Source organism: Pseudoxanthomonas putridarboris, from assembly GCF_038321125.1.
GTDB classification, from domain to species: Bacteria; Pseudomonadota; Gammaproteobacteria; order Xanthomonadales; family Xanthomonadaceae; genus Pseudoxanthomonas_A; species Pseudoxanthomonas_A putridarboris.
The window spans coordinates 45,625-71,841 of record NZ_JBBWWT010000001.1 but is presented as its reverse complement, the minus strand read 5'-3'; the positions used below and the strand labels follow the sequence as shown (position 1 = coordinate 71,841).

The following is a 26,217-nucleotide window of genomic DNA, read 5'->3' as shown; positions in this document are numbered from 1 at the left end:
GTCCAGGCGCAGCGCGCTGCCATCGCCGGCTGCGGGGGCTTCGGCAGGCCCGCGATCCTGCCTCGCGGGCGGACTGATCGGTTGTCCGTGCTGCGATGCCACAGGGCGGTCATCGCGGTCGGCATAGACTGTGGGCCGGTTTCCCACTGGATCTGCCCATGAGCCATGCTTTCCCTCCCGTTTCCCTGATTGGCGTGCCCACCGACGTGGGGGCCGGGCATCGCGGTGCCCGCATGGGGCCGGATGCGTTGCGCATCGCCGGGCTGGGAGAAGCGCTGGCCGCGCGCGGAGTGGACGTAGTGGATACCGGCAACGTGGAAGGCCCGCGCAATCCGTGGACCGACCCGGTGCAGGGTTATCGCCATCTGGACGAAGTGGTGGCGTGGAACCGCGCGCTGATGGACGCCACCACGTCCGAACTGCAGAAGAGCCGCCTGCCCATCATGATGGGCGGCGACCACTGTCTGGCGATCGGCTCGATCACCGCCGTGGCGCACCACTGCCGCCAGGCCGGCAAGAAACTGCGCGTGCTGTGGCTGGACGCGCATTCCGACTTCAACACCAGCGCGGTCACGCCGTCGGGCAACATCCATGGCATGCCGGTGGCCTGCCTGTGCGGCATCGGTCCGGATGCGCTGACCCGGCTGGGTGGCGACGCGCCGGCGATCACCCCGGCGATGGTGCGGCAGATCGGCATCCGCTCGGTGGATCCCGAGGAGAAGAAGCTCATCAAGGACCACGCCGTCGATGTCTACGACATGCGCTACATCGACGAGGTGGGCATGAAGCGCACGCTGGAGGCCGCGCTGGAAGGCGTGGACGCCGACACCCACCTGCACGTCAGCTTCGACGTGGATTTCCTCGACCCCAGCATCGCGCCCGGCGTGGGCACCACCGTGCCCGGCGGCCCCAACTACCGCGAGGCGCAACTGGTGATGGAGATGATCGCCGACACGCGGCTGATGGGCTCGCTGGACATCGTGGAGCTCAATCCCGTGCTGGACCGCCGCAACCGCACCGCCAAGCTGACCGTGGACCTGGTGGAAAGCCTGTTCGGCAAGTCGACCCTGATGCGGGACTAGGCAGCGAGGGCATTCCCGCGAAAGCGGCGCCGGGAAGGGGAACTGGGACTGAACGGATGCCCGGGGGTTTCACGTGACCTATACACCGCCGCGTCGATGGTGGTCGCACATACCAAGGTTGAGGAGACGATAACATGAAGCGTGCGATGGCCCTGTTGTTGATGGCGATGTTCTCCACTGCGGTGATGTCCGGGTGCAACACCATGGCCGGTGCCGGCAAGGACGTGCAGAAGGTCGGCGAGAAGGTGGAAGACAAGGCGCAGGACTGCAAGGACGGCAAGTGCTGATGCGCTGATGTGCGTTTCCCGATAGGCAGGCCGCGTCCTTGGGCGCGCGCCGACGGAAGGGCCGGTTTTCCGGCCCTTCCGCTTTTCCGCCCTTGGTCAGCCGCCAGCCAGCGTGCTTAAATCAGACTGTTGCCGTGGGATCGCCGCCGGCTGGAGGTCAGGCGGCGCCCCCGGGCAATGAACACCGTCCACAGGAGTCGCTTATGAAGCGTTTCATCGCATTGATGTTGTTGTCCCTGTTCTCCATCGGCGTGCTGTCCGGCTGCAACACCGTCAAGGGGTTCGGCAAGGACGTGCAGAAGGTGGGCGAGAAGGTCGAGGATTCATCGGGCAAGTAAGCTTCGTTGCCTCGGGAATCACGGAGACGGGCCGCCGGACAGCGGCCCGTTTTCTTTTCCGCGATGCCCGTGCCTGGCGGCACGCAGCGCGAATGCCGTCCTCACGCCGCTGAATCGTTCAGCGTTTCCTAATGGCGCGTTGACGCGCGCTTGATCCCACCGGAACGCGCCGCTTGCGATGCTGTCCAGGCGGCGCACCCTGCCGCTCAATCAAGTAGAGGAAACACCATGAATCAGGACATCATCGCCGGCAACTGGAAACAGCTGAAGGGAAAGATCCAGGCCAAATGGGGCGATCTGACCGATGACGATTTCAAGGTCGCGCAGGGCAATGCGGAGTATCTGGAAGGCAAGCTGCAGGAGCGTTACGGGTGGGATCGCGACCGCGCCCATACCGAAGTGCAGGACTTCCAGCGGACCCTTCGTTCGGACGACAAGAACATCAATCACTGAGCGGCGACGCCGCGTCGAGCACAACGGGCCGCCCTGCGCGGCCCGTTGTTTTTTTGCGCATACGCCATCGATGCGGGGTCAGCGATGGCCTGGCGGATCGGCGACGAAGCCATTCGGAAAGGCGCGCGGGGTATCGTCGCGCCACTGCGGACGGACATGGCGCGGCAGCACGCCCATCGCCACCAGCCGGCGGTGTTCGTCGTAGCGGATTTCCGACACCTGTTCGGGTTGCCGGCTGGCGCGTTCGAATCCGGTGCGCGTGGTCGGCGACCATTCGCGCTGGCCGTGGCCGGTGCCGATGCTCTGTCGGTTGGCCCGGCCGTCCGCCATCGCTTCCGCGGCGGTGGGCGCCGCCGCCTCGGCCTCGCTGCCGCGCTTTTCCGCGTAAGGACGCGTAATGGGAGGCGGCGGATAACGGGGACTGTAATAGGGGCGCGCTTCGCGGAAGACCGCCACGCCGATCACGCCCACGTTCCGCGGTCGGCCGGTGCGCGCGGCGTAACTGTCGCCCAGGTCGGTGAAGACGAACTGCGCCACGTCGTCCATCGACTTGCGCCAGCCGGAGATCTCGGTGGACTGCCACGGTTCCAGCACGTAGCCGGCCTGGCCCGGATGCGCGGTCTGCCCGGTGATCGCATTCACGCCGTCCACCGACAGCACGACCAGCACGCGCTCGCCGGTGGTGTTGGCCAGCCGCACGCTGTAGCGATGGCCGGGCGTGCCCGCGACCCAGGTGTCGCCGCGGTGCGGGTGGCGGGGTAGCCACTGGCCGGTATCGCGGTCCACCACGCTGACGTCGACCAGCGGCCGGGCGGCGAGCGGCGTGCAGGCGGCCAACAGGGCCAGCAGGGCGGTGGAAGCGAGGATTCGTTGCAGCATGGCGGCGTTCTCCGGGGTTGGACGAAAGGGGAAACGCGCGGACGGGAGCGACGGGGTTGCGGGTTCCCGGGTGCCGGTTCATGGCGTGTTCGGCCCGTGCGGCGGCAAACGGGAGCCCGCCACCGGGAACCCGCGCTCTCCACACCCGTTAAACTAGGCGTCTTCCCGCAATTCCCGCGAATCACGCATGACTTCCCCTGCTTCCACCACCCGTGTCCTGACCGGCATCACCACCTCCGGCACGCCCCACCTGGGCAACTACGTGGGCGCCATCCGTCCCGCGGTGGCCGCCAGCCATGCGGCCGGGGTGGAAAGCTTCTACTTCCTGGCCGACTATCACGCGCTGATCAAGGTGCAGGAGCCGGCGCGCGTGCAGCGCTCCACGCTGGAGATCGCGGCCACCTGGCTGGCCTGCGGGCTGGAGCCGGACAAGGTGTGGTTCTACCGGCAGAGCGACATCCCGGAGATCCCGGAACTGACCTGGCTGCTGACCTGCGTGGCGGGCAAGGGCATCCTCAACCGCGCGCACGCCTACAAGGCGGCGGTGGACAAGAACCGCGCCGACGGCGAGGACGACGATGCCGGCATCACCGCCGGCCTCTTCATGTACCCGGTACTGATGGCCGCCGACATTCTGATCTTCAATGCGAACAAGGTGCCGGTGGGCCGCGACCAGATCCAGCACATCGAGATGGCGCGCGATTTCGGCCAGCGCTTCAACCATCTGTTCGGCAAGGACTATTTCACGTTGCCCGAAGTGGTGATCGAGGAGAACGTGGCGACCCTGCCCGGCCTGGACGGCCGCAAGATGAGCAAGAGCTACGACAACACCATTCCGTTGTTCGCGCCGCGCAACGAGTTGAAGAAACTGATCGCCTCCATCGTCACCGACTCCAGGGCGCCGGGTGAAGCGAAGGATGCCGACGGCTCGCACGTGTTCCAGTTGTACCAGGCGTTCGCGTCGGCCGATGAAACCGCCGCGATGCGCCAGGCCTTCGCCGACGGCATCGGCTGGGGCGACGCCAAGCAGCAACTGTTCGAACGCATCGATGCCGAAGTGGCGCCGCTGCGCGAGAAGTACGAAGCGCTGATGGCCCGGCCGGCTGAGATCGAGGCGATCCTGCGCGATGGCGCGCAACGCCTGCGCGCCCGCTACGCCACGCCGTTCGTGGCCGAGCTGCGGCACGCGGTGGGCCTGCGCGACCTTTCGCAGCAGGCGGTGGAGGAAAAGAAGGGCGGCGGCAAGGCCGCGCTGCCGCAGTTCAAGCAGTATCGCGACAAGGATGGCCGCTTCTATTTCAAGCTGGTGGATGCCGAAGGCAACGTGCTGGTGCAGAGCAACGGCTTCGATTCGCCCAAGGATGCCGGCGGGCTGATCGCCGTGCTGAAACAGGCCGAGCAGGCCGATGCGATGGAGACGCCGGAAATCGTCTTGCAGGTACCGGTGGACGAGGTGCTGGCCGCGCTGGCCGCATTGCGCGAAAGCGAGGCCTGATGCCTTACCTGGCGGGGGTCCTGTTCCTGCCCTGGTTCCTGTTGCTGGGGACACTGTTCTGGCTGTTTCCGCGCCAGCCGCGTGGATCGCGGCGCAGGGCGTTCGACCTCGCCACCCTGGTCGTCGCCTTCGTGCTGAGTTTCGTCGGCATGCGGTGGGGCTACGCGCTGGGCCTGGCCGACGTGGGCACCGGGGCGATCTGGAAGCAGGTGCTGGCCACGCTGGTGGCGTACGGCGCGTTCCTGTTCGTGCTGACCGTCGCGGTGCCGCTGCGCGGCTGGTGGCTGGCGCGCGGTTGAACGACCGTGTAGGAGCGGGCCATGCCCGCGATGCTTTTCCCGGGGTGCGTGGCAAGCAAGAGCATCGCGCCCATGGGGCGCTCCTACAGGTGTCCGAGTGTGCTCTGTTGCATGCGGCCCTGATGATTCCCTGTAGGAGCGGGCCATGCCCGCGATGCTTTCCCCGGGGTGTGCGGCAAGCAAGAGCATCGCGCCCATGGGGCGCTCCTACGGTGTCCGAGCGTCCGGTACACACGGTGCCGGTCGGATCATCCGGCTGACAGTGCGCGCGGTCGCGGCTGAAGCCGCTCCTGCAGGAGAACTCGTGTCCGACCAAAGACGGGTCGTGCGCGATGGCGGCCGCGACTAGAATCGGGGCATCCGCCAGCGTCGAGGCCACCGGATGAACCCGCACGGCATCCACACCATCGATACCGCATTCCAGCGCGACCACTTCGATGCGGCCTATCTCATCGTCGAGCAAGGCCGGGGCGCCTTCGTCGACTGCGGCACCAACCATTCCGTCCCGTTGCTGCTTGCGGCACTGGAAACCGCGGGCCTGGCGCCCGCCGACGTGGACTGGCTGCTGGTCACCCACGTGCACCTGGATCATGCCGGCGGCGCCGGCCTGCTGATGCAGCAGTTGCCGAATGCACGGCTGGTGGCGCATCCGCGCGCGGCGCCGCACCTGATCGACCCGGCGAAGCTGATCGCTGGTGCCACCGCGGTGTATGGCGAGGAGGAGATGCAGCGCAGCTACGGGCGGATCCAGCCGGTACCGGCGGACCGCGTGCTGGTCGTGGAGGACGGCCAGACCCTGGAACTGGCCGGACGCGCGCTGGAATTCATCGACACGCCCGGCCATGCGCGGCACCACTACTGCATCTGGGATGCGCGCAGCCAAAGCTGGTTCACCGGCGATACCTTCGGCCTGTCGTACCGAGAACTGGACGGGCCGGCCGGCGCCTTCATCCTGCCCACCACCTCGCCGGTGCAGTTCGAGCCGGAGCCCTTGAAGGCCTCCATCGCGCGGATGCTGTCGTATTCGCCGGAGGCGATGCACCTGACCCACTACGGCCGCGTCGGCGAGGTGCCGAAGCTGGCGCGGGCGCTGCACGAACAGATCGATGCGATGGTGGCCATCGCGATCTCCTGCGACGGCCGCGCCGACCGCCACCGCTGCCTCACCGCGGGCCTGACCGCGCTGTACCTGGAGCGCGCGCTCCAGCAGCAGGTGCCGCTGGACGACGAAGCGGTGCAGCGCGTGCTGGCGATGGACATCGAACTCAATGCGCAGGGCCTGGGCGTGTGGCTGGACCGCGGCCGCCCCTGATCGTTCCCCTTGTAGGAGCGGGCCATGCCCGCGATGCTTTTCCGGCGTGTGTTGCAAACAGGAGCATCGCGCCCATGGGGCGCTCCTACGGGTGTCCGGGCGTGAGCCGCTTCCGCAGAGCGATCGCGTAGACTCGCGGTGTTCCGAATTTTCGAGGTGGGTGGTGGTGAAGCAACGTCTTGTCCTGGCCATGTTCTCGCTGTTGGCGGTGCCCGCGTTCGCGGCCGATGTTCCCGGTGGCGGCATCAGCGCGGAGAACCTGTCGCGCCACGTGCGCATCCTGGCCTCGGACGAATTCGAGGGTCGTGCGCCGGCCACGCCGGGCGAAGAGAAGACCGTCGCTTACCTCATCGACGAGCTGAAGAAGGCTGGCGTGCAGCCCGGCGGCGAGAACGGCGGCTGGACGCAGGCCGTGCCCCTGGTGCGCGCGCAGGTCGAGGGGCCGGTACAGGCCACGCTCCAGGTCGGCGGCAAGCCGCAGGCGCTGGACAACGGCGGGGACGTGGTGTTGCAGAGCCTGGCGCCGGTGGATCGCGTGCGGGTGGATGCAGCCCCGCTGGTCTTCGTCGGCTATGGAGTGAATGCGCCCGAGCGTGGCTGGGACGATTACAAGGGCGTGGACCTGCGCGGCAAGATCGCCGTGGTGCTGGTCAACGATCCGGATTTCGAGACGCCGCAGCCGGGCGCGTTCGATGGCCGCGCGGTCACCTACTACGGTCGCTGGACCTACAAGTACGAGGAGCTCGCGCGGCAGGGCGCCACCGGCGTGCTGATCGTGCACGAGACCGCGCCGGCGGCGTACGGCTGGGCCACGGTGAAGAGTTCGGGCCTGTCGCCGCTGTTCGACATTCCGCGGGCGGATGCCGCCCGTTACCACACGCCGCTGCGCGGCTGGATGCAGCGCGGACTGGCGGTCTCGCTGTTCGAACGCGCCGGCCTCGACTTCGAGGCCGAGAAGAAGAGGGCGCGGACGCCGCAGTTCGCGCCGGTGCCGCTGGGCGACGCTACCTTGTCGGCGTCGTTCGACGTCAAGCGCGACCAGGTGGTCACGCACAACGTGGTCGGCAGGCTGGAAGGCACGCAACGCGCGGACGAGACCGTGATCTATTCGGCGCACTGGGACGCGTTCGGCGTGGGCCAACCGGACGCGCAGGGCGACCGCATCCGCCATGGCGCGGTGGACAACGCCACCGGCGTGGTGGCGGTGCTGGAACTGGCGCGGGTCTTCGCCGCCGGTCCGCGCCCGCAGCGCAGCCTGTTGTTCGTGGTGCTGACGGCCGAGGAAAAAGGCTTGCAGGGCGCCACGTATTTCGCCGCCAACCCGCTGGTGCCGCTGGAGAAGACCGCCGCGGTCATCAACATCGAAATGCTCAGCCCGGACGGCCCCAACCACGATATCGCGTCGTGGGGCAACGGTCGCGTGTCGCTGGAGCAGGACCTCAAGCGCGTGGCCGAAGCGCGCGGACGCCGTTATTCGCCGGACCCGAACCTGGAAGCGGGCTTCTTCTACCGCGCCGACCATTTCGCTTTCGCGCGCGCCGGCGTGCCGGCGATCACCGCGGGCGCAGGGCTGGACCGGCGGGACGGTGGCGTGGAAAGCGGCAAGGCCTTGCGCGATGCCTACTTCGCCAACTGCTACCACCAGCCCTGCGATGCGTGGACGCCGGCCTGGGAGGCGAGCGGCCAGGCGCAGGACGTGACCTTGCTGTACGACCTGGGGCAGGGCATCGCCGACAGCGCGGCATGGCCGCAATGGCAGGAAGGCTCCGAATTCAAGGCCGTGCGCGAGAAGAGCGAAGCGGCGCGGCGCTAGCGGTAGCTGTTGTAGGAGCGCCCCATGGGCGCGATGCTTTTCCCGGGGTGCGTGGCAAGCAAGAGCATCGCGCCCATGGGGCGCTCCTACGGGGTAGGGATCACTTCCACTCGTTCGGCTTTCCGCGCGGGCTGTCCTCGTCCATCGGCACCACGCAGAAGCGGTGGCCGGTCGGCGCTTCCATCACCCACCAGCGGTCGCGCACGTGCTGGATGCGCTTGGCGCCCAGGGCCTCCAGGCGCGCGACTTCGGCGTCGATGTCGTCGGTCTCGATGTCCAGGTGCACGCGCGAAGGATGCGCGACCTTCTGCACCTCGATGTGCAGCCCGCCGGGGCCGGGCTCGAACTTGTCGTAGATGCCCAGGTCGCCGTCGTCCGGATGGGTGATCTTCAGCCCCAGCGCCTGGCTCCAGAACGCGGAGGCGGCGGGCAGGTCGTCGACCTGGCTGTCGATGATGAAACCGGCAAGGCGGCTGCGGTGGGTCATGTCGAAACTCCGTGGTGTCGTGTTCCATTGCAGGAGCGCCCTCGGGCGCGAGGCTCTTCGTGACGTCAGGTAAAAAAGCATCGCGCCCGAGGGCGCTCCTACGGTCGATCCGCATTCTCCGTGAGGTGCGCCAGGGCGCACCCTACGTCAATCCCAGGTGTTCGGCTCGGCGGCGCCGGGACGGTCGCGCAGGCGCACGATGCAGAACCGGTGTCCGGTGGGCGCTTCCATCACCCACCAGCGTTTGACGAAGCCGATGCGCTTGGCGCCGAGCTTCTCCAGACGGTCGGCCTCGCGTCGATGTCGTCGCTCTCGATGTCCAGGTGCACGCGGGAGGCGTGCGAAACGCGCTGCACTTCGACGTGCAAGCCACCGGGCGCTTCCGCCAGTTCGGCATAGCGCGCCTCGCCGTCTTCATAGGTTTCCGCGATGGGCAGGCCCAGGGCGCGGCTCCAGAAGTCCGCCGCGGCGTCATGGTCGCCGCCCTGGCAATCGATGATGAAACCGGCAAGCCGGCTGCGATGGGTCATGGCGAAGCTCCGTGGTGTCATGTGCGCCTGCAGGAGCGCCCTCGGGCGCGATGCTTTTGCATTGACGCCATGAAGAGCATCGCGCCCGAGGGCGCTCCTACAGGTCGATTCAGGTTTCCGTAGGGTACCCCAGCGCGCGCCCTACGCGTCGGCGCGGAGGGGCATGCCGAACTGCAACAGATAGCCGTTGTTATCGTAGATGCCGAACTCGCGCATGCCGTAGGCGAAGTCCTCCGGCGTGTAGCAGATGCGCGCGTGGTCGCGCACGGCATCCCATAGCGTGTCCACATCGGCGACTTCGAAGTAGAGCGAGCCGGTGAAGGCGGGGGCCGCGTCGCCTTCGTGGTCGTTGAGGCCCGACGCCATCAACCCGGCGGCGTCGCGGCGCAGGGCGAGCCATCCCTCGGCGACACCGCCGGAAGCCAGTTCGAAGCCCAGCACGTCGCGATAGAACGCCAGCGTCCCCGGCAGGTCCGAGGTACGCAGCATCGGCGTCAGGCGGCGGAACACGACTGCGCGCTTCAGGCCGGCAGGGCCAGGTCGTCGATCAGCGTCTTCAGGAAGCGCGCCGCCTCGCCGCCCGTGCAGGCGCGGTGATCGAAGGTCACCGACAGCGGGACGACCTTGTGCGATTCGAAGCCGCCCATCACCGGGGTGACCTGGTGGCGCGCGCGGCCGGCGGCGACGATGGCCACGCAGGGCGGCACCACCACCGGCGTGGCGTAGCGGCCGGCGAACATGCCGAAGTTGGACAGCGAGATGGTGTAGCCGCTCAGTTCCGACGCCGGGATGCTGCGGTCCTCCACCTGCGCGCGCAGGCGGTTGATGCCTTCGCGCACGCCCTGCGCGTCCAGGATGTCGGCGTTGCGCAGCGCCGGCACGAACAGGCCGTCGTCGGTGTCCACGGCGATGCCGATGTCCACCTGCGGGTGCAGCGTGCGGGTCAGCTTGTCGCCGTCGAACCAGGCGTTCAGCGCTGGCACCGCCTTGCAGGCGCGCACGATGGCGCGGATCAGGCGCACGGTGACGTCGTTGCCGGGCGTCCAGGCGTGCACGTCGGCGTCGTCGCTCAGCGTGGTCGGCACCACCTTGGCGTGCGCATCGGCCATCACCCGCGCCATGTTGCGGCGCACGCCCTTCAACTGTTCCGGCTGACCGCTGACGGAGACTCCCGGCGGCTGCGTGCGCATCGGCTTGCCGGAGGCGGAGAGCGCAGTGCGTGCATGAGCTTCCCTTTCCCCGCTTGCGGGGGAAGGTGCCCGGAGGGCGGATGGGGGCATGGCTTCAGCCCCGACGCGGGCGCGCGGCGAAGCGGTCGGGGCTGAAGCCCCTCCTACAGGGGCGGAGCCCTCCGCCGCCGCCTGCTTCACGTCCTGCATGGTCACCGCGCCATCGGCGCCGGTGGCGCGCACGCGGGCCAGGTCCACACCCAGTTTCTTCGCCGTCGCGCGCACGGCCGGCATGGCCCTGACGCCGCCCACGGCGACCGCCTGTTCGGCATGGATGGCGTTGGAGGACTGCATGGCGCCGACCACGGTGCCGGCGTCGGCGCGTTCGTTTTCCGTCGCTTTTGTAGGAGGGGCTTCAGCCCCGACGTTCGCGGTGGTTGGAGTGGTCGGGGCTGAAGCCCCTCCTACAGCGGATTCCTTCGGTGGCCCATGATGGTGGCCGGTATCCTGCCCTTCCGCGCGCTGCGGCAGGTTCGGGTCGGGCTCGAACACGGCGAGCATGCTGCCGGTGATCACCACGTCGCCCGCGCCGCCGGCCAGCTTCACCACCTTGCCGGAGACGGGCGAGGGCACTTCGACCACTGCCTTGGCGGTCTCCATCGACACCAGCGGTTCGTCCAGGCGGATCACGTCGCCCTCCTTGACGAACCACTCGACGATGGTCGCGTCCGGGAGGCCTTCGCCCAGGTCGGGAAGATGGAAGGTCTTGCTGTCGCTCATGCTCGGTTCCTGATCTGTGTTCGTTCGTTTCGTTTCGGTGCAGAGCCGGGCTCGCCCGGCTGAACAAGTTTGGCGAAGCCGTGGCCGGGCAAGCCCGGCTCTACGGGCCGTTCAGCGCTCGTCGATGAGTTCGAGGTTGCGCGCGGGTACCCAGCCGGCCTTGCCCAGCACGTTCTCCGCCCACCACCAGTCCGCCATCTCGTGGTGCAGCACCAGCGTTTCGCCGGCCTCCGCATCCAGTTCGCGCGTATCGTAGTCGTCCAGCGCGGTGGCCGCGCCGCGTTCGGCGTCGAACATCGCCGCCGGGATCCAGCCGCCCAGTCCGCTGGCCAGCGTGGCCCAGACGAAGTGCGGCCAGTCGGTGTCGCGCTCGCCCAGCGTGACGCGGTCCCCCGTGGCCACGCGGACGGCGGGCCGGTCCGGCGTGCGGTGCGTCGCGATGACCCGCGCGCGTTTCATCAGCCGTTCGCCAGGGTCCGTTTGGCGGCCGCGACGATCTTGTCCACGCTGGGCAGGTACTTCATCTCCAGCCGGAACAGCGGGATGTGGGTATCGAAGCCGGTGACGCGCTCGACCGGCGACAGCAGGTCGTACATGGAATGCTCGGCCAGGCGCGCGGCGATCTCGGCGCCGAAGCCCGCCGTGCGCGGCGCCTCGTGCACGATCACGCAGCGGCCGGTCTTGCCCACCGATTCGGCGATGGTGTCGAAGTCCAGCGGCTTCAGCGTGGCGACGTCGATCACTTCGGCGCTGATGCCCTCGGCGGCCAGCTTGTCGGCCGCTTCCAGCGTTTCCTTCACCTGCGCGCCCCATGTCACCAGGGTCACGTCGGTGCCGTCGCGCAGCACGAAGCACACGTCCAGCGGCAGCGCCTCGCCGTCGTCGGCCACCACTTCCTTGTACTGGCGGTAGATGCGCTTGGGCTCCATGTAGATCACCGGGTCCGGGTCGCGGATCGCCGCCAGCAGCAGGCCGTAGGCGCGCTGCGGCGAGGACGGCATGACCACGCGCAGGCCGGGCACGTTGGTGAAGATGGATTCGTTGGCTTCGGAATGGTGTTCCGGCGCGCGGATGCCGCCGCCCCACGGCACGCGCAGCACCATCGGGCAGTGCAGGCGGCCGCGGGTGCGGTAGCGCATGCGCGCGGCGTGGCAGATGATGTGGTCCACCATCGGGTAGACGAAGCCGTCGAACTGCGCCTCGGCCACCGGCTTCATGCCCTGCGCGGCCAGGCCGACGGTGAGGCCGGCGATGGTGGTCTCGTCCAGCGGCGTGTCCAGCACGCGGTCCGCGCCGAAGCGCTGTTGCAGGCCGGCGGTGGCGCGGAACACGCCGCCGTTCACGCCCACGTCCTCGCCCAGCACCATCACGGTGTCGTCGTGGGCGATCTCCCAGGCCAGCGCCTGGGTGATGGCCTCGATCAGGGTGATCGCGGTGGGCGTGGCGGCGGCTTGGGGTGTCGCGACCGACGTCGCTCCCACAGTCTTGTTTTCGGGTTTCATCACGGTGCTCATCGGCGGCCCTCCGCGGCCAGCGCGGCGGCGCGCTGGGCCAGCAGTTCCGGCGGAGGATCGGCGTACAGGTAGTCGAACATCGCCTCGACCGGCTGCACCGGCGTATTGAGGTAGGCGTTCACCTCTTCATCGACGCGCGCGCCGCATTCCTCCTTCCATTCCGCTTCCTCGGCCTCGCTCCAGGCGCCCTGCGCGGTCAGCCAGGTGCGCAGGCGCGTCATCGGCTCGCGTTCCCAGGCGGCCTTCACTTCCGCGTCCTCGCGGTAGCGGCGCGCGTCGTCGGCGGTGGTGTGGTCGGACAGGCGGTAGGTGACGAACTCGATCACCGTGCCGCCCTGGCCCTTGCGGGCGCGCTCGGCGGCGCGGCGCATGCCTTCCAGCACCGCGATCAGGTCGTTGCCGTCCACCTGCAGGCAGTGCAGGCCGCCGGCCAGGCCCTTCTGCGCCAGCGTCTGCGCGCCGGTCTGCGCCTTGCGCGGCACCGAGATGGCCCAGCCGTTGTTGATCACGCACAGCACCAGCGGCAGTTCGTAGGCGCCGGCGGAATTCAGTGCGGCGTAGAAGTCGGTCTTCGACGAGCCGCCGTCGCCGCAGGCGCTGACCGCCATGTACGGCTGCTTGCGCAGCTTGAACGCCAGCGCGGCGCCGGCCGCGTGCAGGCATTGGGTGGAGATGGGCACGCTCCAGGCGAAGTCGTGCCTGGCCACCTTGAAGTCGTTGCCGCGCTCGTCGCCGCCCCAGTACATCAGCACGTCGCGGGGTTCCACGCCGCGCATGAACTGCGCACCGTACTCGCGGTAGCTGGGGGCGAACACGTCTTCCGGCTTCATCGACGCGCCGATGCCGACGTGGGTGGCCTCGTGGCCCAGGCAGCTGGCGTAGGTGCCCAGCTTGCCGGTGCGCTGCAATGCGATGGCCTTGGTGTCGAAGGTGCGCACGAACAGCATCTGCTTGAACAGTTCGCGCAGGCGCTGGGTGTCGCGCCCGGATTCGGGCAGGTCGTCGCGCACCAGGGTGCCGTCCGGCCCCAGGTACTGCAGGTATTCGATCTCGAATTTCGCGGCGATGGTCATCTAAGCGGGTCGCTCGTGTCGGGTCTTGCGTTGAATGTTAAGCATGCAATGTTAAAGAACCGGAGGCGAACGACTGTCCTGCGCTGCAACAACACCGGCGCGCATGGCGTCGATCGCATGCGGGAAACTTCCGGCAAAGCAGGCACTTGCGCGGTGTCGTGCGGTGTCAGCATGCGCTGTGGTCCTGCGTGCGGGTGGTGACCGGCGTCGCGTTCGGCAGCCGGTCGCGGGTATGCGGAAACAACAAGGGCGCGGATCGCCGCGCCCTTGTCGACTGCCGGAAGGTGCCGGAAGTTCAGCGGATCCGCTGCACCAGCCGGTCGCGGTTGTTGCCCGGGTTCGGATCCGGGGTGTCGCTGCTCACCGCGGCCTCGAACTCGAACTCGGTCCCGCGCTTGGGCTTGCCGGGCACGACCATGGCGAACGCCAGCGTCTGCGTGCCGCGGGACATGGCGCCCCGGCGCGTGCATTCGGCGGCGGAACCCTCGGCGGTGTCCTGCACCCGGCTGCACGACCAGCCGCTCGGCGCGGCCACGGCGGCGTAACGGGCTTCCACGTTGCTGGTCAGCAGTACCTTGACCTGCTCGGCGGCATCCGGGCCGGCATTGCGCACCGGCACCAGCAGGGTGGCGATGGTGCCGCGCAGGAGCGGCAGCGCACCGCCGGCCAGCTTGACCGACAGGTCGGCCTTCTTCGTCGGCAGGGCGGCCACCTGTACCGGCACGGACGCGGTGTTGTCGCCGTTGGCCGGGTCCAGCACCGGCGAATGGGCGGACACGCCCAGGCCGAGCGCGGTGCCGGCGGCGCTGGCCGGCACGACGGCCTGGAATGCGAACGCCGCTTCCGCGCCCACCGCCAGCGACGCGGTGGTGCAGGTGGTGCGCGTGGTTCCCGTGGCGTGCACCGGCGCCGCGCAGCTCCAGCCCGGCGCGATGCCGGTCATCACGGGCGACAGTTCGGCGGCGAACACGAAGGCCACGGCGGCCGGCGCGGCGCTGCCGGGACCGGCATTGCGCACGCTGGCCGTGTAACGCACGGTGTCGCCGACGCTGGCCGTGCTGCGGTCGGCCGCCGCGGTCACCGACAGGTCGGCGCGGGCGAAGCCCGGCACGCGGATGCTCAGGCGCACCGGGTCGTGGTCGGACGAACGCACCGCGAGGCTGGCGTCGCCGAAGTTGTCCACGCCGAAGTCGGCGTTGATGCGCGCATGCTCCACCCGCAGGTTCGCATCCATCACCAGCGCTTCGTTGACCAGCACGTGGTCCAGCGTCTGCGCGCTGCCTTCGAAGACGTAGGAGTAGCGTTCGGCCGGGTCGGCGATCAACTGCGAGCCGTCGATCAGCGGCGTGCCCAGCGGGCTGTCGATCCAGGTCAGCACCTGGTCCGGAGCCGCCGCGTCGCCGCGGATGATGCCCATCACGTCGACGTAGCCGTCGCTGAACTCGAACGCGTTGAAGTCGCCGACCAGCACGATCTTCTCGTCCGGGTTGGCCTGCTGCATCTGCTGCACCAGGCCGGCCAGGTAGGCCGCCTGCGTGCCGCGCTTCACCCGTATGCGCTCGCCGCCGGTGGCCCAGCCGTTGCTGCCGGGCGGGGTGTCGTTGATGCCGTTGAGCGAGCGCAGGTGGTTGACGATCACCGTGACCGGGTAGCTGCCGGCGGTGTCCTGGTGCACGCGGGCGCGCAGGCGCAACGGCGGACGGTCGTTGAGCAGGCTGGTGCTGCCGTCGGGATTGGCCAGCGTGGTGGCCTTGCCGAACTGCGCCACGTCCAGCACTTCCACGCGCGGCGTGCCGCCGGCGATGGCGCGCGTGCTGACCAGGAAGCCCACGTTGATGCCGCCCACGTCGTTGCCCGGTTCCAGGTAGGGCGCGTAGCCGGGACGACGGGGGCAGGTGGCGTCGATGCGTTCGGACAGCAGTTGCAGCACGCGCACGTTCTCCACTTCCACCACGCCCAGGATGTCGGGCGCCTTCAGGAAGTCGCAGATCGCCAGCGAGGCCTTGGCCAGCCGCTTGTCCAGCGCCTGCGGGGTCAGCGTGACCGCGCCGTTGCCGTCGTTCACTTCGTCGAACAGGCGCAGCAGGTTGAAGCTGCCGATGGTGACCTCGTCGTAGTCCGGGTCGTTGGCCGCACGCGGCAGCAGGCCGCCGCTCACCGAAGGCGGCGTGGCCGCGTCCGGCAGCAGCGCCCAGGTGCCGGCGAAGTAGTCCAGCACGCCGACCAGGCCGGCGACGCTGGCGCCCACGTCCACGGAGATCGGCAGCGCACCCACCTGACCGCGGCTGCGCACCATCAGGCGTTCCTGGTTGGTGTCGAAGCGCGGCGGATCCTTGCCGGCCGGGATGTCGATGGTGTCCATCACGCCGATGCCGGTCTCGCGGAAGGGGCGCGGTACGCCGGGCAGGGTGACGTGGAAGACGCCGTCGCCGGAGGCCGTGGCGTTGGCCTCGTTGAGGCTGCCGCCCGAGGCCGCCACCACGGTGGCCTGCGCCACGCTCACGCGCATGCCTTCCAGCCGTTCCAGCGTGCCGGGCAGGGCGTCCGGGGCCAGTTCGGCCGCGCTCAGTTCCACCGCCGCGGGCAGGGCCACGCCGGTCTCCAGCAGTTCCACCGTGGGCGTGACGATCTCGGTGATCGCCAACTGGTGCGGATTGGAGGCCGGGACGAACTCGGCGACCGTGCCGGTCACCCGCACGCGGTTGCCGACCGCGGCGGTGGCCGGCGGCGCGCTGCTGGTGAACACGAAGATGCCTTCGGACGTGGCCGGGTCGCCGTCGTCGTTGGCCGCCTGCAGGAAGAAGCCGTTGTTGAACTTCACCGCGGTGACGATGCCTTCGGTGATCACGCGCTTGTCCACGTGCGGCGAGGCCAGTCCGCTGCCCTGGATCTGCGGGATGGTCAGCGCGACGGGCGGTTCCGGCGGTTCGGGCGGCTCGGCGCCGCTGTTGCGCGGATTGGGCGCGCCGATGGCGAAGTCGGCGTTGTTGTTGTCAGTGTCCACGCTGCCGTCGCCATGGCGCAGCGCGGCGGTGGTGTTGCTGAGCGTGGCGGTGGGCGCGGCGCCCTCGAAGCAGTTGGCGGCGCTGCCGAAACCGACGAAGTCGACCACGATGGTTTCCGCCAGCGGGCAAGTTCCCGTCAGCGCGGTGGTGGTGTTGACCAGCGCCACCTTGCCGGCCGTGGCCGCCATGGCGATGGTGCCGGTGGCGTCCGGCGGGGGCAGGTCGATGGTGCCGCCCGCGCCCTGCGCCTGCTGGATCAGGTAGAATCCGCCCGGCGCGATGCTGCCGGCAAGGTTGGTGCGCGACCAGCTCGAACCGGCCGAGGATGCGTACTGCACGCTCCAGCCGTCCAGGCTTACCGGCGCGGAGCCGTTGTTGCGCAGTTCGATGAAGTCGTTCTTCAGCGTGGCGCCGGCATTTCCGCCGCCGCCGTAGATCTGGCTGATGACCACCTGGGCTTGCGCGGAGGTGGCGGAGGCGAACAGGATCGCCAGTGAGAAGAGCATGGCCGAGATGCGGCCCCGTGGCATTTCCATGGAACAGACACTCCCTGACTGTGGTGTGGACGCCGCCCCCCGTCGAAGGCGAGTGCCGCCCCCGGCCGACGCAATGTAGCGGAAGCCTCGCGCGCATGCATTGCATGCCGATGACATAAGTGCCGGTTTTTGCTGGCCTTCGCGCGCGGACGCGAAGGGGCGGGCGTGCCATCGGTTACGCTGTGGCCCTTGCTGCCGCCGCAGCGTATCGACCGACCGACGGATGTCCGTAGAAAAGAACGAGCGCCCCTTGGAAGCGGGCATCCACACCGACCTGTCCGGGCGCATGACCTATGGCGGCTACCTGCGGCTGGACCAGTTGCTGGCCGCGCAGCAACCGGTGTCGGACCCGATGCACCACGACGAGCTGCTGTTCATCGTGCAGCACCAGGTGTCGGAGCTGTGGATGAAGCTGATGATCCACGAACTGCGCGCGGCGATCGATTTCCTGCAACGCGACCAGGTGTGGCAATGTCGCAAGGTGCTGGCGCGCAGCAAGCAGGTGCTGCGCCAGCTGACCGAGCAGTGGTCGGTGCTGGAAACGCTGACGCCGTCGGAATACATGGGTTTCCGCGACCTGCTGGGGCCTTCGTCGGGCTTCCAGTCGCTGCAGTACCGCACCATCGAGTTCCTGCTGGGCAACAAGAACGCCGCGATGCTGAAGGTGTTCTCGCACGACCCTGCGGGCCACGCGGGACTGGAAGCGGTGTTGAACGCCCCCGGCCTGTACGACGAGTTCCTGATCTACCTGTCGCGTTTCGGCCATGCCATCCCGGCGCAGCACCTGCGGCGCGACTGGCGGCAGGCGCATGCCTCCGATCCGGCGCTGCTGCCGGTGTTCGAGGCCATCTACGAGGACACCGACCGCTACTGGCGCGAGTACGCGCTGTGCGAGGACCTGGTGGACCTGGAAACCCAGTTCCAGCTGTGGCGGTTCCGCCACATGCGCACGGTGATGCGCATCATCGGCTTCAAGCGAGGGACCGGCGGTTCCAGCGGCGTGGGCTTCCTGAAACAGGCGCTGGAACTGACGTTCTTCCCGGAATTGTTCGAGGTACGGACCACCATCGACGGCAAGCCGGGGTCGTCGCAGGCCTATTGAAGAGCCCTGTTCATTTCACGAAATCCCTGAAAATTCAGTGATTTAATGGGTTGTCGTTGCGCGCCGAGAGCCAGCACACCCATGTTTCAGCCATTTGACGCGGCCCGGGCGGGTCGGTGATCCTCCCGCGTCCCGTGCGTTTCGCACGGTCTTGTCATTCCTGAATCACTTTTTGAAGGGGGAGACCGCATGAGCGGTGCCGTCGATACGCAAACGCCGGAGCGGATACCGGAATTCAAGCAGGTGCTGGGACACCCGCGTCCCTTGTGGATGCTGTTCATGTCCGAGTTCTGGGAACGCTTCGCGTTCTACGGCATCCGCTGGGCCATGGTGTTGTACATCGTGGCGCAGTTCCACGGCGGCGATACGTCCGGCGAGAAGCCGGCCAGCGAGTTGTACGGCGCCTACCTGGCGCTGGTCTACGCCGGCGCCATCTTCGGCGGCTACGTGGCCGACAAGCTGATCGGCTTCCAGCGTTCCATCCTGCTGGGCGCGGTGTTCATGTCGACGGGCCTGTTCCTGCTGGCCCTGCCGAGCGAGTCGATGTTCAAGCTGGGCCTGGCCACGATCATCGTCGGCAACGGCCTGTTCAAGCCGATCATCTCCACCATGGTGGGCAAGCTGTACGCCCAGGGCGACGCGCGCCGCGACGCGGGCTTCACCATCTTCTACATGGGCATCAACATCGGCGCGCTGCTGGCGCCGCTGGTGACCCAGTACCTGGCCAAGAAGGTGTTCGGCATCGAGGACATGCCGGCCTACAAGGTGGTGTTCATCGCCGCCGGCGTGGGCATGCTGCTGAGCCTGGTCTGGTTCTGGTTCGGCCGCAGGCAGCTGCAGGGCATCGGCCTGCCCGCCGAGCACCAGACGGGGATGCGCAACATCGGCCTCGTCCTGCTGTTCGGCGCCGTGATCGGCATCCCGATGTTCTACGCGTTGCTGACCATCGACGCCAACCTGTTGCAGGGCATCCTGATGGCGCTGTTCGTCATCCCGGCCATCATGCTGGTCGTCGAGGGGGTGCGCGAAGGCAAGGTGGCCCGCGACAAGGTCATCGCGATGCTGGTGATCTTCGTCTTCAACGTGCTGTTCTGGATGTTCTTCGAGCAGGCCGGCAGTTCGTTCAACTTCCTGGCCGACCGCATCGTCGATCGCGATATCGGCATGTCCTGGCTGTTCCAGACCTTCGCGGGAACCAACGATTTCCCGGTGTCCTGGTTCCAGTCGGTCAACTCGGTGGCGATCATCGCGCTGGCGCCGGTGCTGGCCTGGCTGTGGGTGAAGATGGGCAAGAACAATCCGATCATCCCTCGCAAGTTCGGCCTGGGCCTGATCTTCAACGGCCTGGCGTTCCTGCTGCTGATGGTGGCGCTGTCGAGCATGGTGGACGGCAACGGCAAGATCCCGTTCTGGACGCTGTTCATGGTCTACGTGATCCAGTCCGTCGGCGAGTTGTGCCTGTCGCCGATCGGCCTGTCGATGACCACCAAGCTGGCGCCCTCGCGCCTGGCCGGCATGGCGATGGGCTGCTGGTTCCTGTCCATCGCGATCGGCAACAACATGGCGGGCATCTTCGCCGGCCGCGTCAGCGGCGAAGGCGGCATGACGGTCGCATCGGCGCACGCCGGCTACACGTTCGGCTTCTGGGCGCTGGTGGGCTCGGGCGTGCTGCTGTTCGTGGTCGCGCCGCTGATCCAGAAGCTGATGCACGGGGTCAAGTGACGCACCGGCGCGTGCCCGCGTTGCGGGCATGCCTTGGCCGGTGCGTCATCCCCGCGAAGGCGGGGATCCAGCGACTTGCAGTTGGCTTGAGAAAGTCGCTGGGTCCCGGCCTACGCCGGGATGACGGCAAGAGCAACAGGATTCTGCCCGCGCCCGGAGTGTGGGCGCGGTTTTGCGGAATCGTCACCCCGGCGCAAGCCGGGGTCCCGTGCCTGTGAACCATCCGCAAGTCGCTGGGTCCCGGCCTGCGCCGGGATGACGGCAAAAACGAACACGGCGGCCATTGGCTGCCGTGTTCGTTTCCGATTGTGTTTCACGTTGCCCGTAGTTGCCGACGGTGGTCGACCCCTCAATGCGGCTCCGCCATGTGCGCGATGCCTTCGGTCAGCTTGCCCATCAGCGCATCCAGTTGCGCCTTCTCCTCGGCCGACAGGTGGGTCAGCAGGCGGCGTTCGCATTCCAGCGCCATCGGCGCGACTTCGTCGTAGACCGAATAGCCCACCTCCGACAGCGCCAGCACCGAGCGGCGACGGTCGTGGCCGTGGGTCTCGCGGGCGATCAGGCCGCGCTCCAGCAGCCGCGCCACCGCCCGGCTGACGGCGACCTTGTCCATCGCGGTGCGCTCGGCCACCTCGCCGGCCGACAGGTCCTTGTAGCGGCCCAGCACCGCCATGATCCGCCACTCGGTGATCGCCAGGCCGAAACGGCGCTCGTACAGCTGGGCGATGGTCTGGCTGACCCGGTTGGACAGGATGCTGAGCCGGTAGGGCAGGAAGTGCTCCAGTTCCAGGACGGCGTGGGCGTGGGAAGGGTGCTCGTCGGAGGCGTGTTCGTCTTGCGCGGGGTCTGTCATGGAAGGGGCCGGTAGGAGGGGCATGCTGCGGCGCCGCTTGCTTATAGTTTCAGTTGAAACTATAAAGGCGGATATCCGATGCAAGCCTAGCGAGGCGCCCCATGAACGCACAACCCAACCTCGGCATGCAGGTCACCACCTTCGAGAACCCGATGGGCATCGACGGCTTCGAATTCGTCGAGTTTGCCGCGCCCGAGGGACAGGGTGAAGCGCTGCACGACTACTTCCGCCGCCTCGGCTTCACCGCGGTGCTGCGTCACCGGACGCGCCCGATCACGGTGTATCGCCAGGGCGGGGTGAACTTCCTGGTCAACGAGGACCCGGATTCGTTCGCCGCCGGGTTCGCCCGCGCGCACGGCCCGTCCGCGTGCGGCTTCGCGATCCGCTTCAAGCATCCCGCCGACGAGGTGGTGGCCAAGGTCGTCGCCAACGGTGGCGAGGCCATCGTGCACCTGGCCGACACGCGCGCCGTGCCGGCGCCGGTGGTGAAGGGCATCGGCGATTGCATGCTGTACCTGGTGGACCGCTACGGCAGCGCCGGCAGCATCTACGACGCCGACTACCTGCCCATTCAGGGTGCCGAGCAGGACCCGAAGGGCTTCGGCCTGACCTTCATCGACCACCTGACCCACAACCTGTACTTCGGCAACATGGCCAAGTGGTCGGACTACTACGAGCGGTTGTTCAACTTCCGCGAGATCCGCTACTTCGACATCAAGGGCGCCAAGACCGGCCTGCTGTCCAAGGCGATGACCGCGCCGGACGGCATCGTCCGCATCCCGCTCAACGAATCGTCAGATCCGAAGTCGCAGATCAACGAATACCTGGACGCCTACAAGGGCGAGGGCATCCAGCACATCGCCTGCTTCACCGACAACATCTACGACACCGTGGAAGCCATGCGCGAACAGGGCATCGAATTCCTGGACACGCCGGACGCCTACTTCGACGTCATCGACCAGCGCGTGCCCAACCACGGCGAGGACGTGCCGCGGCTGGCCAGGAACAAGATCCTGATCGACGCCGACCCGGAAACCCACCAGCGCAAGCTGCTGCAGATCTTCACCCAGAACGCGATCGGCCCGATCTTCTTCGAGATCATCCAGCGCAAGGGCAACGAAGGCTTCGGCGAAGGCAACTTCCAGGCCCTGTTCGAAAGCATCGAGCGCGACCAGATGAAGCGCGGCGTGCTTTGAACGATACGAGCCCCTCTCCCTCCGGGAGAGGGGTTGGGGTGAGGGTCCGGTGGAACCAGGCGGTCGCAGATCACAGTGCACCCCTCCCCTCACAGGAAACGCAGGTCAGGAAAGGCCATGCCAAGGACGGTCAAACCACCGTTACCCACGACGACGAAGCAGCATTCCAGAAAGCTTCGCCGTGAAATGACGGATGCGGAGCGGAATCTCTGGCGACATCTGCGTGCCGGGGGCCTGGGCGGCCTCAAGTTTCGTCGGCAGCATCCCATTCCACCCTACATCGCCGATTTCTGTTGCGTGGAACGCAAGTTGGTGATCGAACTGGACGGGTCGCAGCATACGGACGAAAAGGACGCGGTCCGCACGCGATATCTTCAATCGCAGGGATGGCAAGTGGTCCGCTTCTGGGACAATGAGGTACTGAACGACATGGAGGCGGTGGTCGAGGCGATCTGGAACATCGTCGGCGACCGTACCCTCTCCCCAACCCCTCTCCCGGTGGGAGAGGGGCTTTAGGCAGCGAGGCATCCGAATGTCCACGAGCAAGATCGACAATCCCTACCAATCCGGCTTCGGCAACGACTTCGCCACCGAGGCCGTGGCCGGCACGCTGCCGGTGGGGCGCAATTCGCCGCAGCGCGTCGCCCATGGGCTGTACGCCGAACAGTTGAGCGGCACCGCGTTCACCGCGCCGCGCCGGGAGAACCGGCGCAGCTGGCTGTACCGCATCCGTCCGGCGGCGATGCACGGGACATTCGCGCCGTTCTCGCAGCCTGCGTTCCACAACGACTTCGGCACCGGCCCGGTGTCGCCGGACCAGTTGCGCTGGTCGCCGCTGCCGTTGCCGGAAACGCCCACCGACTTTGTCGAAGGCCTTTACACCATGGCCGGCAACGGCTCGGCCGAAGGCCAGCACGGCGTGGGCATCCACCTGTACGCGGCCAACCGGTCCATGCAGGGGCGTTATTTCTACAGCGCCGATGGCGAATTGCTGATCCTGCCGCAGCAGGGCCGCCTGCATATCGCCACCGAACTGGGTGCGATCGACATCGAGCCGCTGCAGATCGCGGTGATCCCGCGCGGCGTGCGCTTCCGCGTGGACCTGCCGGACGGCGCATCGCGCGGCTACGTGTGCGAGAACTTCGGCGCGCTGCTGCGGCTGCCGGACCTGGGACCGATCGGCGCCAACGGCCTGGCCAATCCGCGCGATTTCGAGACCCCGGTCGCTTCTTACGAAGATATCGAGGGCGAATTCGAACTGGTCGCCAAGTTCCAGGGCCATCTGTGGCGCGCCGACATCGGCCATTCGCCGCTGGACGTGGTGGGCTGGCACGGCAACTACGCGCCGTACCGTTACGACCTGCGCCGTTTCAACACGATCGGCTCGATCAGCTTCGATCATCCGGACCCGTCCATCTTCACCGTGCTGACCTCGCCCAGCGACACGCCGGGCACGGCGAACCTGGACTTCGTGATCTTCCCGCCGCGCTGGCTGGTGGCGCAGGACACGTTCCGTCCGCCGTGGTTCCACCGCAACGTGGCCAGCGAGTTCATGGGGCTGATCCATGGCGTGTACGACGCCAAGGCCGATGGTTTCGCGCCCGGTGGCGCGTCGCTGCACAACTGCATGACCGGGCATGGACCGGATGCGGCCACTTTCGAGAAGGGCAGCAGCGCCGACTTGTCGAAGCCGGATGTCATCCGCGACACCATGGCCTTCATGTTCGAGACGCGCGCGGTGATCCGGCCGACGCGGCAGGCCATCGACGCGGCGCATCGGCAGCGCGACTACCAGGCGTGCTGGGCCGGCCTGCAAAAGCACTTCCGTCCGCCCGCGGGCTGATCGTCAGGACAGCGCGGGTTCGCTCTGTTGCGAAGTGGCCGCGCCAAGGCGCGGCAGGTGTTCCTCCGGCAATACTTCGGCCAGGCGTTCGCGGATGCGCGCGGCCAGCGATGCGGCCACGCGCGATTCGAGGAAGCGCAGGGTTTCCACCAGCGCTTCGACCAGTGCGTCGTCGTCCCGCCGCGATTGCAGTTGCTGGCGATGCCGCGCGGCATCGTCGTCGCGTTGCAGTTCCAGCATGCCCAGCGCGTATACCTTGGCCGCGACCAGCGAGCGGCGCGGGCCGGCCTGCGTGCGCGCAGGCGTTGCCGGTGCGGGTGCGGCGAACGAGGGCGCGTGCGCGGACGCCTGCACCGACAGGTAGCCGGCCTCCGCCAGTCGTTGCACCAGATCGGGGACATCCTGTCCCAACAGGCGCACCAGTTCGTCCAGGTCGCGCTGGCCATCGCACAGGATCAGCGCGCGCCGCTCGCGCATGCCCAGCGTGCCGTCGTGGGCCTGCAGGGTCCGGCGGGCGAGGTCTGTCTTGTGCGGGCGCATGGCCATGCGAAGGAGGGGAGGGCCCACACGCTAGTCGAGTGCGATGAAATGCGAATGACAGCACGCTTCGACACAATGCGTTCGCGGCGACTTAACGTTCTGCCGTTAATCTGCGAGTTTGTTTCCGGAGAGAACCGAATGAAGTCGATGCTGCCGATCGTGATGGCGGTCACCCTGCTCAGCGCATGCCAGCGGCAGGACGTCCCGGCGAAGACCGGGACCGAACCGCTGACCACGGCGACGAGCACGCCGATGGCCGTCACCACGCAACCGGCCCCGGCCGTGGACGACACCGCGGTGCCGGCCGGTCCGGTCAGCCAGGCCAGCTTCCTGGGCTATGGCGACATGAAGCTGGGCAGCACCGTGGAGGAAGCGCGCGCGGCCTGGGGCGGCGAGTTGAACGGCTCGCCCACCGAAGGCACCAGTTGCCACTACCTGTGGCCGAAGTGGATCACGCGGCCGGCCGACTTCGCTTTCATGATGGAAGAAGGCAAGTTCGTCCGTTACGACGTGGGCATCGACAAGGAAACCGCGCCGGGCGGCGGCAAGGTCGGCATGAGCGTGGACGAACTGCAGAAGCTCTACGGGGGCGCGCTGAAGGCCGCGCCGCACAAGTACACGCAGGGCGGCCAGTACCTGTCCCTGGACGCCGGCGACGTGGCGCCGACCCGGCTGGTCTTCGAGGCCGATGCCGACGGCAAGGTCACCTCGTGGCGGGTGGGCCTGTCCCCGCAGGTGGACTACGTGGAAGGCTGTTCCTGATCGATCGCGGCGGCCGTACGCGGGGCCGTCGCTGGCCGGGCCGCGGCGGCCGGGCATAGAATCGCCGGATACCACGAGGGAGGGGGACGGCGATGATGGAAGCCTGGGGATATTTCGCGCTGGGCCTGGTGCTGCTGGCGCTGGGTGGCGACTCCATCGTCAAGGGCGCTTCGGGGCTGGCGCAACGATTCGGCGCCTCGCCCTTCGTCGCCGGCCTGCTGCTGATCGCCTTCGGCACGTCGCTGCCGGAACTGGCGGTCAACGCGCGCGCGGTGTGGGTGGGCGCGCAGGATCTGGCCCTGGGCAACGCGGTGGGCAGCAACATCGTCAACCTCGGCCTGACGCTGGGCCTGGCGGCGCTGGTGGCGCCGGTGCTGATCCGCATGCGCGTGCTGTCGCCGCTGCTGGTGCTGCTGGCGGTGGCCACGCTGGCGCTGATCGTGTTCGGCCTGGATGGCGTGATCAGCCGCGTCGAAGGTTGCGTGCTGCTGCTCGGCTTCGTGGCGATGCTCGGGTTCCTGCTGGCGCGCGCGCCGCGCGAATCGCCGGACGTGCGTGCGGAAGTGGAAGCCTATGCCGGCACCCGCGTGGTGTTGTGGATGAACCTGCTGCGTTTCGGGGTGGCCGCCGCGCTGCTCTACTTCGGCGCGCGCTACGTGGTGCAGGGGGCGCCGGTGATCGGCGCGCATTGGGGCCTGTCGCCGTTGTTGACCGGCCTGCTGCCGGTGGCCATCGGCAGCGCCTTGCCGGAGGTGGCCGCCGCGGTGATGGCGGCGCGGCGCGGGCAGGGCGACATGGTCGCCGGCCACGTCATCGGTTCCAGCCTGTTCAACCTGCTGGTGGTGGTGGGCGGCATGGCGGCGTTCCGTCCGCTGGCGTTGCCCGAGTCGTTCGTGCGGCTGGAACTGCCGGCCGCCATCGCCTTCGTGCTCGTGCTCTATCCCATGCTGCGCGGCGACCTGAAGGTCAGCCGCGTGGAAGGCGGCATCCTGGCGGCGGCGTTCGTGGGCTGGGTGGCGCTGGAAGTCGCGCTGCTGGCCTGAGGGCCTTCTCCTGCATCGACGCGCCGACCTTACGCCATGGGCGGTGGCGTTCGCGGGCCTGTTAAACTCGGATATTGCTCGCGAATCTCGCATTCCCTGCAACG

At 68.0% G+C, this 26,217-nt stretch carries 25 protein-coding genes and 1 pseudogene; 15 read left to right on the top strand and 11 right to left on the bottom strand.

Annotated features, from left to right (window positions below; genetic code table 11):
• The first annotated feature begins 158 nt into the window (after positions 1–158).
• The 4 genes from rocF (at position 159) to AAD027_RS00325 (ending at position 2,160) form a co-directional block, all read left to right on the top strand.
• On the top strand, positions 159–1,082 hold the full coding sequence (gene rocF / locus AAD027_RS00340) for an arginase (RefSeq protein ID WP_341724025.1): 924 nt from the start codon (positions 159–161) through the stop codon (positions 1,080–1,082).
• Positions 1,083–1,216: 134 nt separating this feature from the next.
• Entirely contained in the window at positions 1,217–1,369 is a 153-nt protein-coding gene (locus AAD027_RS00335; RefSeq protein ID WP_341724024.1) for an entericidin A/B family lipoprotein, read from the top strand.
• 203 nt (positions 1,370–1,572) lie between these two features.
• Positions 1,573–1,707: an entericidin A/B family lipoprotein gene (locus AAD027_RS00330; protein ID WP_341724023.1), complete on the top strand. Its 135-nt coding sequence runs from the start codon at positions 1,573–1,575 to the stop codon at positions 1,705–1,707.
• A gap of 228 nt (positions 1,708–1,935) precedes the next feature.
• Positions 1,936–2,160, top strand: coding sequence for a CsbD family protein (locus AAD027_RS00325; protein WP_341724022.1), 225 nt, complete (start codon positions 1,936–1,938; stop codon positions 2,158–2,160).
• A gap of 78 nt (positions 2,161–2,238) precedes the next feature.
• On the opposite strand, the gene AAD027_RS00320 is transcribed toward AAD027_RS00325, so the two are convergent.
• A complete protein-coding gene (locus AAD027_RS00320) occupies positions 2,239–3,036 on the bottom strand; it encodes a hypothetical protein (protein WP_425605376.1) in 798 nt (265 codons plus the stop codon).
• A 190-nt stretch (positions 3,037–3,226) separates the two neighbouring features.
• Here AAD027_RS00320 and AAD027_RS00315 point away from each other — a divergent pair, with 190 nt between their 5' ends.
• The 4 genes from AAD027_RS00315 (at position 3,227) to AAD027_RS00300 (ending at position 7,958) form a co-directional block, all read left to right on the top strand.
• Positions 3,227–4,534 (top strand): tryptophan--tRNA ligase, encoded by a 1,308-nt coding sequence (locus AAD027_RS00315; protein ID WP_341724020.1) that lies wholly within the window; start codon positions 3,227–3,229, stop codon positions 4,532–4,534.
• The gene (locus tag AAD027_RS00310) at positions 4,534–4,833 is read left to right on the top strand and encodes a hypothetical protein (protein ID WP_341724019.1); all 300 of its coding nucleotides are present in this window, start codon (positions 4,534–4,536) and stop codon (positions 4,831–4,833) included. Before AAD027_RS00315 ends, AAD027_RS00310 begins: the two co-directional genes overlap by 1 nt.
• Positions 4,834–5,215: 382 nt before the next feature.
• Entirely contained in the window at positions 5,216–6,145 is a 930-nt protein-coding gene (locus AAD027_RS00305) for an MBL fold metallo-hydrolase (protein WP_341724018.1), read from the top strand.
• A gap of 190 nt (positions 6,146–6,335) precedes the next feature.
• Positions 6,336–7,958 carry a M28 family metallopeptidase gene (locus tag AAD027_RS00300; RefSeq protein WP_341724719.1) on the top strand — a complete coding sequence of 541 codons (1,623 nt, stop codon included), beginning with the start codon at positions 6,336–6,338 and terminating at the stop codon, positions 7,956–7,958.
• A gap of 100 nt (positions 7,959–8,058) precedes the next feature.
• Here the strand turns inward: AAD027_RS00300 and AAD027_RS00295 are convergent, their stop codons facing one another.
• From AAD027_RS00295 to AAD027_RS00260, 8 genes and pseudogenes are all read right to left on the bottom strand, one after another.
• Positions 8,059–8,445: a VOC family protein gene (locus AAD027_RS00295; RefSeq protein ID WP_341724017.1), complete on the bottom strand. Its 387-nt coding sequence runs from the start codon at positions 8,443–8,445 to the stop codon at positions 8,059–8,061.
• A 147-nt stretch (positions 8,446–8,592) separates the two neighbouring features.
• Positions 8,593–8,975 (bottom strand): annotated as a pseudogene (locus AAD027_RS00290) (VOC family protein).
• 141 nt (positions 8,976–9,116) lie between these two features.
• Positions 9,117–9,464 carry a VOC family protein gene (locus tag AAD027_RS00285; RefSeq protein ID WP_341724016.1) on the bottom strand — a complete coding sequence of 116 codons (348 nt, stop codon included), beginning with the start codon at positions 9,462–9,464 and terminating at the stop codon, positions 9,117–9,119.
• 32 nt (positions 9,465–9,496) lie between these two features.
• Positions 9,497–10,924 (bottom strand): dihydrolipoamide acetyltransferase family protein, encoded by a 1,428-nt coding sequence (locus AAD027_RS00280; protein WP_341724015.1) that lies wholly within the window; start codon positions 10,922–10,924, stop codon positions 9,497–9,499.
• A gap of 111 nt (positions 10,925–11,035) precedes the next feature.
• Positions 11,036–11,383, bottom strand: a complete 348-nt coding sequence (locus tag AAD027_RS00275) for an SH3 domain-containing protein (RefSeq protein ID WP_341724014.1) — start codon at positions 11,381–11,383, stop codon at positions 11,036–11,038.
• Positions 11,383–12,426: an alpha-ketoacid dehydrogenase subunit beta gene (locus AAD027_RS00270; protein ID WP_341724013.1), complete on the bottom strand. Its 1,044-nt coding sequence runs from the start codon at positions 12,424–12,426 to the stop codon at positions 11,383–11,385. The genes AAD027_RS00275 and AAD027_RS00270 overlap by 1 nt, the downstream gene beginning before the upstream one ends.
• Positions 12,427–12,434: 8 nt before the next feature.
• Positions 12,435–13,511, bottom strand: a complete 1,077-nt coding sequence (gene pdhA, locus AAD027_RS00265) for a pyruvate dehydrogenase (acetyl-transferring) E1 component subunit alpha (protein WP_341724012.1) — start codon at positions 13,509–13,511, stop codon at positions 12,435–12,437.
• 295 nt (positions 13,512–13,806) lie between these two features.
• Positions 13,807–17,022, bottom strand: coding sequence for a lamin tail domain-containing protein (locus AAD027_RS00260; protein WP_341724011.1), 3,216 nt, complete (start codon positions 17,020–17,022; stop codon positions 13,807–13,809).
• A gap of 253 nt (positions 17,023–17,275) precedes the next feature.
• On the opposite strand from AAD027_RS00260, the gene AAD027_RS00255 reads away from it, so the two are divergent.
• Both AAD027_RS00255 and AAD027_RS00250 read left to right on the top strand, forming a co-directional pair.
• Entirely contained in the window at positions 17,276–18,154 is an 879-nt protein-coding gene (locus AAD027_RS00255; protein WP_341724010.1) for a tryptophan 2,3-dioxygenase, read from the top strand.
• A 189-nt stretch (positions 18,155–18,343) separates the two neighbouring features.
• Positions 18,344–19,876, top strand: a complete 1,533-nt coding sequence (locus AAD027_RS00250) for a peptide MFS transporter (RefSeq protein ID WP_341724009.1) — start codon at positions 18,344–18,346, stop codon at positions 19,874–19,876.
• 349 nt (positions 19,877–20,225) lie between these two features.
• Here AAD027_RS00250 and AAD027_RS00245 read toward each other — a convergent pair whose 3' ends face one another.
• Positions 20,226–20,729, bottom strand: a complete 504-nt coding sequence (locus AAD027_RS00245; RefSeq protein WP_341724008.1) for a MarR family winged helix-turn-helix transcriptional regulator — start codon at positions 20,727–20,729, stop codon at positions 20,226–20,228.
• Between the two features lie 101 nt (positions 20,730–20,830).
• Between AAD027_RS00245 and hppD the strand changes: the two genes are divergently transcribed.
• The 3 genes from hppD to hmgA all read left to right on the top strand — a co-directional run bounded on the left by hppD (position 20,831) and on the right by hmgA (position 23,768).
• Positions 20,831–21,925 carry a 4-hydroxyphenylpyruvate dioxygenase gene (gene hppD, locus AAD027_RS00240; protein WP_341724007.1) on the top strand — a complete coding sequence of 365 codons (1,095 nt, stop codon included), beginning with the start codon at positions 20,831–20,833 and terminating at the stop codon, positions 21,923–21,925.
• Positions 21,926–22,042: 117 nt separating this feature from the next.
• Positions 22,043–22,441, top strand: coding sequence for an endonuclease domain-containing protein (locus AAD027_RS00235; protein ID WP_341724006.1), 399 nt, complete (start codon positions 22,043–22,045; stop codon positions 22,439–22,441).
• Between the two features lie 16 nt (positions 22,442–22,457).
• Positions 22,458–23,768, top strand: a complete 1,311-nt coding sequence (gene hmgA / locus AAD027_RS00230; RefSeq protein WP_341724005.1) for a homogentisate 1,2-dioxygenase — start codon at positions 22,458–22,460, stop codon at positions 23,766–23,768.
• A gap of 3 nt (positions 23,769–23,771) precedes the next feature.
• Here the strand turns inward: hmgA and AAD027_RS00225 are convergent, their stop codons facing one another.
• Complete coding sequence (locus AAD027_RS00225; RefSeq protein ID WP_341724004.1) at positions 23,772–24,308, bottom strand: hypothetical protein; 537 nt, start codon at positions 24,306–24,308, stop codon at positions 23,772–23,774.
• A gap of 138 nt (positions 24,309–24,446) precedes the next feature.
• Between AAD027_RS00225 and AAD027_RS00220 the strand changes: the two genes are divergently transcribed.
• Both AAD027_RS00220 and AAD027_RS00215 read left to right on the top strand, forming a co-directional pair.
• Positions 24,447–25,070, top strand: a complete 624-nt coding sequence (locus AAD027_RS00220; protein WP_341724003.1) for a lectin — start codon at positions 24,447–24,449, stop codon at positions 25,068–25,070.
• Between the two features lie 92 nt (positions 25,071–25,162).
• Positions 25,163–26,113: a calcium/sodium antiporter gene (locus AAD027_RS00215; RefSeq protein ID WP_341724002.1), complete on the top strand. Its 951-nt coding sequence runs from the start codon at positions 25,163–25,165 to the stop codon at positions 26,111–26,113.
• The last annotated feature ends 104 nt before the right edge of the window (positions 26,114–26,217 follow it).